The 10,373-nt window shown below is 53.9% G+C and carries 9 protein-coding genes and 1 pseudogene; 4 read left to right on the forward strand and 6 right to left on the reverse strand.

The window, feature by feature from the left end:
- Positions 1–110: 110 nt before the first annotated feature.
- Positions 111–2,082: pseudogene (locus PG897_RS01820) on the forward strand (SDR family oxidoreductase).
- Positions 2,083–2,131: 49 nt separating this feature from the next.
- On the opposite strand, the gene PG897_RS01825 reads toward PG897_RS01820, so the two are convergent.
- Positions 2,132–3,028: an esterase/lipase family protein gene (locus PG897_RS01825; RefSeq protein ID WP_024941797.1), complete on the reverse strand. Its 897-nt coding sequence runs from the start codon at positions 3,026–3,028 to the stop codon at positions 2,132–2,134.
- A gap of 169 nt (positions 3,029–3,197) precedes the next feature.
- On the opposite strand from PG897_RS01825, the gene PG897_RS01830 reads away from it, so the two are divergent.
- The 3 genes from PG897_RS01830 to PG897_RS01840 all read left to right on the forward strand — a co-directional run bounded on the left by PG897_RS01830 (position 3,198) and on the right by PG897_RS01840 (position 5,635).
- Positions 3,198–3,512, forward strand: a complete 315-nt coding sequence (locus tag PG897_RS01830; RefSeq protein ID WP_024941798.1) for a YebG family protein — start codon at positions 3,198–3,200, stop codon at positions 3,510–3,512.
- Positions 3,513–3,810: 298 nt separating this feature from the next.
- Positions 3,811–5,088 (forward strand): tyrosine-type recombinase/integrase, encoded by a 1,278-nt coding sequence (locus tag PG897_RS01835; protein WP_041204660.1) that lies wholly within the window; start codon positions 3,811–3,813, stop codon positions 5,086–5,088.
- 196 nt (positions 5,089–5,284) lie between these two features.
- On the forward strand, positions 5,285–5,635 hold the full coding sequence (locus tag PG897_RS01840) for a DUF3653 domain-containing protein (RefSeq protein ID WP_042889051.1): 351 nt from the start codon (positions 5,285–5,287) through the stop codon (positions 5,633–5,635).
- A 22-nt stretch (positions 5,636–5,657) separates the two neighbouring features.
- Here the strand turns inward: PG897_RS01840 and PG897_RS01845 are convergent, their stop codons facing one another.
- The 5 genes from PG897_RS01845 to PG897_RS01865 all read right to left on the reverse strand — a co-directional run bounded on the left by PG897_RS01845 (position 5,658) and on the right by PG897_RS01865 (position 10,294).
- A complete protein-coding gene (locus PG897_RS01845; RefSeq protein ID WP_144050649.1) occupies positions 5,658–5,990 on the reverse strand; it encodes a hypothetical protein in 333 nt (110 codons plus the stop codon).
- A 332-nt stretch (positions 5,991–6,322) separates the two neighbouring features.
- Complete coding sequence (locus tag PG897_RS01850) at positions 6,323–7,165, reverse strand: DUF2971 domain-containing protein (RefSeq protein ID WP_081588814.1); 843 nt, start codon at positions 7,163–7,165, stop codon at positions 6,323–6,325.
- A gap of 282 nt (positions 7,166–7,447) precedes the next feature.
- The gene (locus PG897_RS01855; RefSeq protein WP_081588815.1) at positions 7,448–8,650 is read right to left on the reverse strand and encodes a zonular occludens toxin family protein; all 1,203 of its coding nucleotides are present in this window, start codon (positions 8,648–8,650) and stop codon (positions 7,448–7,450) included.
- A 3-nt stretch (positions 8,651–8,653) separates the two neighbouring features.
- On the reverse strand, positions 8,654–8,968 hold the full coding sequence (locus tag PG897_RS01860; RefSeq protein ID WP_010634000.1) for a DUF2523 family protein: 315 nt from the start codon (positions 8,966–8,968) through the stop codon (positions 8,654–8,656).
- A 3-nt stretch (positions 8,969–8,971) separates the two neighbouring features.
- On the reverse strand, positions 8,972–10,294 hold the full coding sequence (locus tag PG897_RS01865; protein ID WP_270828721.1) for a hypothetical protein: 1,323 nt from the start codon (positions 10,292–10,294) through the stop codon (positions 8,972–8,974).
- Positions 10,295–10,373 lie beyond the last annotated feature (79 nt).

Consider the following 10,373-nt stretch of genomic DNA (forward strand, 5'->3'; position numbering starts at 1 on the left):
GGTAATTTTGGACTGGGTCACGAAGAATGATATTCGAATGAATATTTTCAGTAAAAGCGTGATATATCTAACAGCAACTAACAGCCCAATCAGTAAGGGATATAAATACCATGGATTATTTCATCACAGGTGGCAGCGGCTTCATCGGCCGCCGGCTGATTAAAAAATTGCTGCAGCGTCCAAATAGTCGGGTGCATTTCCTGATGCGGGCAGCCCATCTCGAGCGGGTACCCGACCTGCTGGCCTACTGGGGCGTTGGTGAGGATCGCGCCATTGCCGTGGTGGGCGACATGACCCACCCCTTGCTCGGCGTCGGCAACGGTGAACTGGAGCCCCTCATCGGCAAGGTCGATCATTTTCTGCATCTCGCCGCCATCTATGATCTCAACGCCAAGGCGGGCATTCAGCAGCAGGTCAATGCCGAGGGCACCCGTCAGGCCCTGCAACTGGCCGAGCGGCTCCAAGGTGCGCTGTTTCCATCACTGCAGTTCCATCGCGGTGGCCGGCCTGTTTGACGGCCTGTTCCGGGAAGACATGTTCGATGAGGCCGAACACCTCGACATGCCCTATTTCCAGACCAAGCACGAGGCCGAAGGGATAGTGCGCAAGGAGAGCACCATCCCCTGGCGCATCTATCGACCCGGCATAGTAGTCGGCGACGCCAACACCGGCGAGATGGACAAGGTGGACGGCCCCTATTACTTCTTCAAGACCATCCAGAAGCTGCGCCGCATGCTGCCGCCCTGGATGCCCGCCATCGGGGTCGAGGGGGGACGCATCAACCTGGTGCCGGTCAACTTCGTGGTAGATGCCATCGATCACATCGCCCACCTGGAGGGGGAGGACAACAAGGCGTTCCACCTGACCGACTCTCACCCCATGCGGGTCGGCGACATGTTGAGCACTTTCTCCCGGGCGGCCCATGCCCCCGAGCCGGCCATTCGCATCAATGCCGCCCTGTTCAGCTTTATTCCCCGCCATCTGATGACCATGCTGATGGCGCTGACCCCGGTGCGGCGTATTCGCGATGCAGCCATCGCCGATCTCGGCCTGCCCAAGGACATCTTCCGGCTCATCAACTATCCGACCCGCTTTGACAACCGCGAGGCCCAGCGGGTGCTGAAGGGGACCGGCATCGAAGTGCCGCCGCTGCACAGCTACGCCTGGCGCCTGTGGGATTACTGGGAGCGTCACCTCGACCCGGACCTGTTCATCGACCGCACCCTGCGCGGCCGGGTCGAGGGCAAGGTGGTGCTGATCACCGGTGCCACCTCCGGCATCGGCAAGGCCACCGCGAAGAAGTTGGCAGAGGCGGGGGCCAGGGTGCTGACCATCGCCCGGGACGAGCACAAGATTGCCGAAACCCAGGCCGAGTTTGCCGAGCTGGGCCTGACCCTGCAGGTCTATCAGGGTGATCTCGCCGACCTGGCGCAGGGGGAGGCGATCACTCGGCAGATCGTGGCCGAGCATGGCGGCGTGGACATTCTGGTCAACAACGCCGGTCGCTCCATCCGCCGCGCCATCGAGGACTCCTTCGACCGTTTCCACGATCTGGAGCGCACCATGCAGCTCAACTACTTCGGCACCCTCAAGGTGATCATGGGGGTACTGCCCACCATGATCGAGAAGAAGAAGGGGCACATCATCAACATCTCCTCCATCGGAGTGCTGACCAATGCGCCGCGTTTCTCCGCCTACGTCGCCTCCAAGTCGGCGCTGGATGCCTGGGTGCGCACCGCGGCCTCCGAGTTTGCCGACAAGGGGGTCAACTTCTCCATCATCAACATGCCGCTGGTGAAAACTCCCATGGTGGCCCCCACCAAGGTATATGAACAGGTGCCCATGATGACGCCGGAAGAGGCCGCCGATCTGGTGTGCGACACCATCATCAACAAGCACGTGCGCCTCGCCACCCGGCTCGGGGTGTTCGGCCAGGTGATCCATGCCCTGGCACCGCGGGTGGCCCAGGTGATCATGAACACCAGCTTCCGCACCTTCTCCGACCCCAAGGAGGGCAACGAGTCCAAGGCGTCGGCGGATCAGATGGCAGTCTCCACCCTGATCAAGGGGATCCACTTCTAGTGGTGACCACAACGAGCTGATGTAGCAAAAACGGAAAGGGCCTGAACAATCAGGCCCTTTTCATTTGCGGTTGCGGGCGGGAGAGCAGAGTCAGCAGCAGGGCCGTGGTGCGGCGGGAGTAGAGCAAGGAGAGGTGGCCAAGGGCGGCAAGCTCCACGTCCTCCATGCCATCGAGACGCTGGCGGGACTGGGGCAGCACGAAGTTGTCGTGACTGGTGCGCACCGAGACGCCGGGTACGCAGAGCGGCACGGCGGCAAAGCGCTGCAACCAGCCGGAGCCTGGCTCCATCTCGCGGGCATTGTCGCCCAGTCCCAGGGTGGCGAGCTGGCTGCCCTGATGAGGGGTGGCCAGGGTGATGAGCTGCGCCACCTTGTCACCCCCCGCCACCGCCAGATAGTCGCGGCACACCAGTCCGCCCATGCTGTGGCCGATCAACACCAGCTGCGATGCGCCGGTGGCGGCCAACACCTCGTCGATACGCCTGGCCAACAGCGGCACCATGTCGTCGAGATGGCCAAAGGGAGGAGTCAGGGTGACGGTTGCCACCGTGTGACCGGCGGCCTCCAGCCGTGCCCGCTGCACCCGCCAGATGCCGCGACTGCAGCCATAACCGTGGATCAGCAGCAGGGGCAGGGGGGAGGGGGTCAACTTGTCAGGCGGCATTAACCAGCGCTCGAACGGCAGCAGCCAGGTGAAGGTCAGCAGGTAGGCGGCTATCTCCCGCCCCACCATGGGCAGCCAGGCTCGCCAGCCGATGGCTGGCACCGGGTAGAAGCGGGAAAAGCCCCAGGTCAGCAATACCACCAAGGTGCGCAGCCCCAGCAGGGCTACCACCACAAACAAGATGGAGGGCACCCAAGAGAGGTCGATGGCAAGGTGGGCGATGCTCCCAAGGAGCGTCACCTCAACCAGCAGCAGGATCAGTAATTGCTTTGTTATCGTCATGACTCAATCATCCGACCAGTTTGGCGTGGAAGTCAAATGACCCTTTCATCAATGTGACGGCCAACCAGCTCTCGGTCAGTCTCGGCTCAAACCTACCTGCCTGCGGCTATTTGCAATACTGTATATCCATACATATACTTGTATTCACCATCAGAAGGAGGACGCCACTATGGCCGTTGAGATCAAATATGTTGTGGTTCGTGGGGGAGTGGAGAAGATGACCTTTACCAGCAAGAAAGAGGCTGACGCCTATGACAAGCTGCTGGACACTGCCGATGAGTTGATGACGTTGCTGGCCGCGGCTCCCATTGCACTCGCGCCGGAACAGCAGGAGAGCCTGGCCTTCTATCTGGCCGAACAGCGGGACGCACTGCAGAGCGTATTGCGTGGTGGAAAGGGGCAGGGGAGCAACAAGACAGAGAGCCAGGAAACCCAGAGTGAAGCAACCGACCCCAAAGGCAAGTCACTCAAGCGGGTTGCGTAGCAAGGCGTCTGGATAACAGGGTGAGGAAGGACAGGGAAAAGGGGCGAGCCATCACGGCCAAACACTTTCTTATTCAAAAAGATAGTATTAACAGTCAACTTTCAGACTATTTACCCCGAGAATTTTCTGACAAGAGTGCATATTCATTGAATGGGATAAGAATGTGTTCGCAGTGATTCCACGTGGTGACTGCATCCATGTTTCCTGACAATGTTCCCACCACCGATGATGCCGATAACCCCATTTATCGGCATTACCCTTGAGCAGGCCGCAAGCCAGAACCATTTCAAGCAAGACCATGACCACAACCATACTTCCACCCGCCATGCCGCTGTTCGATGGCTTGGTATACCTGGAGGCGGGCAACCCCCAGGTCAATCAGTACCTGGCCAACCTCAGCCTCACCGACGTACCCGATGCCGGGATCGTCTACGAACTCGCCGTCGACTGGCTGCTGGAGCAGCGCAACAACGAGAACAACTACAAGACCTATCGCAGTGAGCTGACCACGTTCTTGCACTGGTGCTTTGGCGAGATGCGCATCAGCCCAAAGGATCTGACCCGGCGCATCATGATGCGCTACCTCGATTATTGCCAGTCACCGCCAGCGGCCCTGATTGCCTATCGCAATGTGGCGCAGTTCGTGCTCGACAAGGAGTGGGGAGAGCGCCTGCCCAATCCCCAATGGCGACCCTTCCTTGGCAAACGGGAGCTGGGCCGTGAACTGCCGTACCGCCTCAGCGAGCAAGCCATGAAGACCAAGCTCGCCATTCTGTCGGCCTTTTTCCAGTTTTTGATCCAGGAAGAGTACATGGACCGCAACCCGGCGCTCCTGCTGCAACGGGTGAAACGCACCGTCCAGCAGGAGCCGGATGATCAGGGCCAGGCCTTCAGCGAGCTGCAGTGGTCCTATGTGATGCAGGCGGCCGATCGGCTGGCCACCGAATCACCGGAGCAGCATGAGCGCAGCCGCTTTCTGATAAGCCTGATGTATGCCTGCTACCTGCGCATCTCCGAGGTGGCGGCAAGACCGGGTTTTACCCCCGTCATGGGCCAGTTTCGCCGCGACGGGAAAACCGGCGTCTGGGGCTACTACATTCCCCGCAGCAAGGGCGGCAAGCGCCGCACAGTGGCGGTCTCCCATGCCTTGCTGGAGGCCCTCAAACGCTACCGGACGTTTCTCGGTCTCTCGCCACTGCCGATACCCGATGAACAGACGCCACTGTTTGTGCGTCACAAGGCCGCAGCCCACGGCCGTGAACAAGGTGAGCTCAATGCCAACCTCGGCATCCGTCAGCTGCGCGAGCTGGTGATGGCCGTCATTCAGGCGGCCGCTACGCTGGCAGAACAGGATGGCTTTGCCCAGGATGCCGCAGAGATGCGCAACTTGACACCGCACTCCATTCGTCATACCGGCATCACTCACGACATCAATCTCAACGGCCGGCCCTTGTCCCATGTGCAAGCCGATGCCGGCCACGACAGCATCGACACCACCTCCAAATACCTGCACACCGGCAACAGCGAACGTCACGAGAGTGCCAATCACAAACCACTGGATCGGCTACATGATTAAGTTCAACAGTGAGAGATAACAGAAAGGGAAAAATTCGTTCATGGCAAACCAACCCAGTGTTGTTGAACCAATCCAGGACACTAAATTGCTCCACATTCGCAACCGCGCATAATGCGACGTTTTGTTAAATGCCCATCCGGAACCCGCCGATAAGCCAATCCACGCAATTTTGCTGGTTTATCAGGTATTTACTTGGATGGAACGAGAGTTGACCAAAAACTTCATTTTTCGATGGTTTGAGTGCGGTTTATCAATTGAAGAAACGGCCAATCTTTGTTTTGTTTCTGTGAGACAGGTCACATATTGGGATAAAGGCAAAGAGATCCCACCTGTCTATAAACGGCTAATGCGCATGGCTTCAGGGAGAGAACTGCCGACAATTTGGAAAGACTGGGAAGGTTGGCGAATGATGAATGATTGCCTTGTATCGCCAACAGGTGTGAGATTCGACAGACGCAGGATAGAGGCGATTGCCATCATCCAGGTGGAGCGATCCGAACGGCAAATGGCTGCTTTCTATTGGAGAAAGAAACTTGGCTTAATGTGAGCTTGGGGGCTACGGCCCCCATTTATTTATCATCCGCCGAAGCGCAATAAGCAATGTAATTCGTTGCTGCGTGACAGTGACGACATCGAATGAACCAAGACCCGCCCGATGCTCCATAAGCCTCCAAAAGATCTTCACCCTCTAACACCTTCGAACACTGATGCGCACCATCCACATCTTCATAACCAGAACACTTAACGGATAGAAAGGGTTTAAGAATCAATTTCTGCTCTACAGATAGACTATCAAAGCCAAACCGAATTGCACGATGAGCCAAGGCAACAACCATCGGGCTAGCATTATTGAGAAGGTCAAAACTAAACAAATGACATAGTATTTTTAAGGTTGTACCCATAGGAGTCCCATTTGTTATCAATGGCTTTACCACAACCAGAAACTATACTGTCAACTGTGTCAATTATAATCAACAATTATCATTAAGATGGGTTGATAGAAAAAACATATGTCGGCGCGTAGCGCCGCAAAAGCTGGAGGCTGCACCCCCCGCGCTTTAGTAAGAACGCCCCTGCACTAAACACTCGCCCGAGTAAGCCTTAGCCGAGTGGTTGCCCGTATGGCCCTACCATCGAGTGGTCAAGGGCAGAACGGGAAGGGGCGGGGGTAGACGGTAGGGGTAGAGGGAAGGGGTAGTATTCCCCCCGTATTACTACACGGGGGGCCCGTAACTCAAAAAAGCACCAGGCTTTCCTGATGAATTCGCATGATTTTTTCTATCATATGATCATAGCTTTTACGGGAATTAAAACTGTATGGAATTAAAGAATACTGACGTGAACCTACACCCAAATAAATAACGTCAACACCTGTTTTATTGTGAAACGCTAAAGCCAGATGCTTCAAATCATCACTAGCATTAGCCCCTATATATACGCATTCAAGCAAATCAGATTCAACATGACGCACGTAAATGTCATTACCAAAACAATCTTTCTTACCGGTATTCAAACAATCATCTAAATGCCTTGGAAATCTAACCTCACGCTCATAAGCCCATGCGTCAGACTTAAAAAACCAATCACCAATAGAAATTTCAGCGTTTTCAAAAAAGATCTTTGCATTTATTATTGGCCTTGATTTCACATAGTGAACCTCGTGAGACTCAGAAACAAACTGACAAGTTTTTTTAAACTTCAACGCAATTCCAGAATGGGACTCACCATAATGAGCCCACATAAGAGAGTTTTTAGGGAATATATGATGATCTCTAGTTAAACACAAAACACCAAGCTTAGTATTAAACTGCTCTATTTGATATTTAACATCAACCATTAAACTTCCTTTAGAAAAATTATCTTCAGGGACAAGATATTTTTTTACGACAGACTCACGTCCAGTAAGAAAATATTTTGTTGGGAAATTCATTCCCAACTTAGCATCGGATTCTTCACAGTATATTTCAGGACTCAGCTCAAAGGGATCATTTAGTGCCCTTGGTTGAGAAAAGCGTATTGTTGAATCCTTCAAAAAACATTCCGATGAAATACGCCCCATATATTTATAATAATTCATTAGCTCACACACCTATAACGATTAATACTTGCCATCATCCTATACATTAAAGCATTAACGCAACATCAAAGGGTGCTATTGCATTTACATCCCTCAGAGCCGGAGAGCCTTAAAAGCCGGTTTTGCAGGGAAGGGGGTGTCCAGTCTCGGGGCAATATGGGCGTGTTCCGCCGCGAGGCTTTTAGAGGCCAAATGGACAGCAGAGGGCGGCTTGTAGGGGCTCACGCCCCTGGGGTTCAGTGGCCGACCTGGAGAAAGGCGGCCACTGGCAGGAGAAAGGAGTTATGACCGGTCATCAGTATTTGCTTGCTTGTTGTTTCCACCCGCAAAGAGGGTGGCATTGTATTTCCGGCGCAGGGCGTCCCCCTCGGGGTCACAGTACACGTCCACAGGCTGCCCCTGGTACTTGACCACCGCATGGCATGCACTCATGGGATCCACCCTGGCGAGCTCGTCCGGCCAATCGTCCCTGTCGAGCGGCTGCACGTCATCGCCCTTGCGCAGCGAGAAGCAATACTCGACCCGATACTCGCCCAGGTGATCCTTTATCAGGACGTGACAGCTGATAATGAGCTGATGGCCGGCAAACGGCCCTACAGCAAGGACGCCAGCAGCAGACGCAGCAGGAGCGCCACCAGGACGTACATCAGCAACGGGCGAAGCACCCACCGCACCAGCAGCCGGAACAGCGGCAGAAGCGGTTTCATCGGCCTTAGCAGGAGCATCAATATATTCAGGCTTGATGAAGCCAAAGAATACGCAGAGTCCCCAAATCGCCAGAATAAACAGAATTTTAGGGTCTCGTAATATCGAGCTGCCCGCGATTGTATCCGAGACCTTACCGGTAGTAGTCGAGTCATAAAGCTTGAAAACATACTTGGGCACCTTATTAAATGGCTTGGCTTGCAGTACGTCATTCATGGACGTACCGGAGTTATCAGAGAGGTGAAGCACCGTCTTATATCGACCACCAATCCCCAATATCGCCATATTGGTATGACGAATGGCCGTTTCGGCAGCAGCCCGGATTACCTGGTGCACCTTTTTGATGTTCGGAGTCGTAAATACAAAGTCCCAGTTATGATGACGGTGCATATCAAAGGCCACATCAATTGTCTCTGGCCGGCCATCGGCTTTGGCCACATCCGGCCCGCCAGGATAATCGAGCCGGTCTAAATCACTCTGGCGCCAGGAAGGCGGAAATATTCTTTGCACTTCATCGACCAGGAAGAACACTCCCTTAGGTGCCCAATGATAAAAGCGGGCGAGGTGATCACGTCCTTCCTGGGATTCTGTCTCGATATAGGTGACCTGGAACTCGTCAGGCACTTCCTTGCCCAATACCTCTTTGCACCGCTCCGCGGTAAAGCCGCGCACGTTGGTAACGATATGACGGCCAGCCTTGATGGCCGGTATCACATCGGTATGAATCGCTCCTGACGATTTATAGGAGCCTGGGGCGCCGTGGTGGATCTTGATAGACATGGCTTACCACCCCAACATATTCAGCAAAAAGCGGGTCACAAAGGCTTGCGTCAATATCGACAGCCCTTTATCAACGTGCAAATAGAGCAAGATCCCCCTCATTTGAGAGGGCAGGTTATTAAAGGAGGCGGAGATCAGGTCGCTGAATTGCAGGTTAATCAGTATCTGCTTGGCAACGTCCCAGGAAAAAGTGAGCAGGAATATTTTGAACTCGACCCACTGAATAGCCAATTTAACCGTTATCCAGGCTGCAAACTGCACCGCCAGTTGATATATATCGTTGAAAAATCCGTTAAAGAAATCACTCATCCATTCCATATATCACCTCTTAGCCACAATCATCAGCGCCAGAAAATAGAAGATGAACATCATGATGGCCGCTATCATTTCCCAATATCCTTCCACCTCGGGACAGACGGAATAAGAGCGACCAAACATCGAGAACATATCAAAACACTTGGGCACCGCCGCCGACCCGCTCAGGCTATACCGGAACATATCGACCATATCTTCTTTAATACCGTTATGGGTATTCTTGAGTTGCTCCTTATGCTCCTGGAACTGCTTATTAATGGTTTCCAGGTCAAAGAAACAGTGCGCACCACCTTTACAGAGCTGGGATGTATATTCAGACCCTGTTACATGCAGCGGATTTTCTGCAGAGCCAGGCATTTGTGAGTAATCAATGCCTGGGCCATTATTGCCATTACCATTGCTGCCATTACCTGTGCCGCCGGTGCCATCACCACCATTTGTACCGCCATTTTGCAGGGCCTCAGCAATGGCCTTAATATTGCGGTTCATTTCAATGCTATTATTTCGCATATCTTGCATGGTGTAGGAATAAAGGTTGTGCATGTCGCTGGCGGATTCATGCACTCGGCCTTTCATCGACTCGATGTCATACTGCATTGTCCGCATAAGCCCATACATGGTGTTACCACCATAATTCTGAGCAAAATCAGGCCCAAAGAAATTATCCCGCAACTCTTTCAAAACACGATACTCACCCGTGCTTTGACCAAATCCGTCTTGCGGATTAATCATGGCATTCTTTAATCCAAGGAACTCGTCATAGAACTTATGACCTAACGCCGTCTGCTCCCGAATACTGTTCTCCATGCCAACCTGACCATTATTAGTGGCCTTCATATAACGAAGAACATCTACCATTTTGCCATCAATATTTTGAGCTGATCGACTCGCACCCGCAGAGCTCGACATCAAGCTAGTAAAACCCGTTATCAGGGTATTATTCACCTGACGCAAGGCGTCCGTGGTCATTTCCTGCTTATCACCACCGACACGGATCCCGTTGGGCGGCAGATTGGGAATTACATCGCCATTATTGCCGTTATTGCCATTGCTACCGTTACCATCGCCATCCGAGCCGCCATCCCCATCGGATCCACCGCCCACCGAGCACTCCTGGCCGGTACTCTCAATCGGCCCCATAGTGCCGGCATCTGGGAACTGCAGGCAGATACCTGGACACCCGACAAAGCAGCCTCCCTGGGAGGAACTTTCCCATTTCACGCAGAACGGCAGCGCAGTAGAAATCGGCACGTTAGACAGGCGGAGCCCGACAGGACAACCCGCCCAAGCCCCCAGCGGAAACAGCAATAAAAGCCAAGCGATGCGCACAGCGCGAATTCAACTTCGAAGTGCGACACTCGCCTATGCCGCCTGACGGTACTCTTCGAATACCTTGACAGGCTGCCTG

Origin of the sequence: Aeromonas sp. QDB20 (genome assembly GCF_027707805.1) — a bacterium.
Taxonomy (GTDB): Bacteria; Pseudomonadota; Gammaproteobacteria; order Enterobacterales; family Aeromonadaceae; genus Aeromonas; species Aeromonas dhakensis.

Bases quoted from the DNA above. Each gene is read 5' to 3' on its own strand.
- PG897_RS01825 (WP_024941797.1), bottom strand. From the start codon at position 3,028: ATGACGATAACAAAGCAATTACTGATCCTGCTGCTGGTTGAGGTGACG.
- PG897_RS01830 (WP_024941798.1), top strand. From the start codon at position 3,198: ATGGCCGTTGAGATCAAATATGTTGTGGTTCGTGGGGGAGTGGAGAAG.
- PG897_RS01835 (WP_041204660.1), top strand. From the start codon at position 3,811: ATGACCACAACCATACTTCCACCCGCCATGCCGCTGTTCGATGGCTTG.
- PG897_RS01840 (WP_042889051.1), top strand. From the start codon at position 5,285: ATGGAACGAGAGTTGACCAAAAACTTCATTTTTCGATGGTTTGAGTGC.
- PG897_RS01845 (WP_144050649.1), bottom strand. From the start codon at position 5,990: ATGGGTACAACCTTAAAAATACTATGTCATTTGTTTAGTTTTGACCTT.
- PG897_RS01850 (WP_081588814.1), bottom strand. From the start codon at position 7,165: ATGAATTATTATAAATATATGGGGCGTATTTCATCGGAATGTTTTTTG.
- PG897_RS01855 (WP_081588815.1), bottom strand. From the start codon at position 8,650: ATGTCTATCAAGATCCACCACGGCGCCCCAGGCTCCTATAAATCGTCA.
- PG897_RS01860 (WP_010634000.1), bottom strand. From the start codon at position 8,968: ATGGAATGGATGAGTGATTTCTTTAACGGATTTTTCAACGATATATAT.